Raw genomic sequence first — 670 nt, 5'->3', positions numbered from 1 at the left:
CGCCACCACATCCAGCACGTGCTCGCGGGTGGCGCCGTTGGTGGTGGCGACGTCGATGACGGTGGGTGCGTTGGCGGTCAGGGTGCCTGTCTTGTCCAGCGCGATCGTGCGGACCGCGCCCAGGGCTTCCAGCGCCGCCCCGCCCTTGACCAAGACACCGAGCTTGCTAGCCGCGCCGATCGCGGCGACCACCGTGACCGGCACCGAGATCGCCAGCGCGCAAGGAGAGGCCGCCACCAACACCACCAGGGCACGTTCGATCCACACCAGCGGATCGCCCAACACGCTGCCGATGGCGGCGATGAGGACCGCGGCGATCATGATCGCGGGGACCAGGGGTTTGGCGATGCGGTCGGCCAGGCGCTGGGCTTCGCCCTTGCGGGACTGCTCGGCCTCCACGATCGCCACGATGCGGGCCAACGAGTTGTCAGCAGCAGTGGACGTGACCTCAACCTCCAGCACGCTGGTGCCGTTGATCGACCCGGCGAACACCTCATCACCGGGCCCGGCCTCTACCGGCACGGATTCGCCGGTGATGGCCGAAACATCCAGCGCCGTGCGCCCCGACACGATCGTGCCGTCGGTGGCGACGCGTTCGCCGGGTCGATCAACGGCACCAGCGTGCTGGAGGTTGAGGTCACGTCCACTGCTGCTGACAACTCGTTGGCCC

The 670-nt window shown here is 69.0% G+C and carries 1 protein-coding gene; it reads right to left on the bottom strand.

What is annotated here, in order from left to right; all coding sequences use genetic code 11:
* A partial coding sequence (locus A5699_RS26610) for an HAD-IC family P-type ATPase (protein ID WP_231965846.1) occupies nt 1-670 on the bottom strand: 670 nt, incomplete at both ends.

Source organism: Mycobacterium sp. E802 (assembly GCF_001666875.1).
In the GTDB taxonomy this organism is placed as follows: domain Bacteria; phylum Actinomycetota; class Actinomycetes; order Mycobacteriales; family Mycobacteriaceae; genus Mycobacterium.
This window is presented reverse-complemented; position numbering and strand designations above follow the sequence as displayed.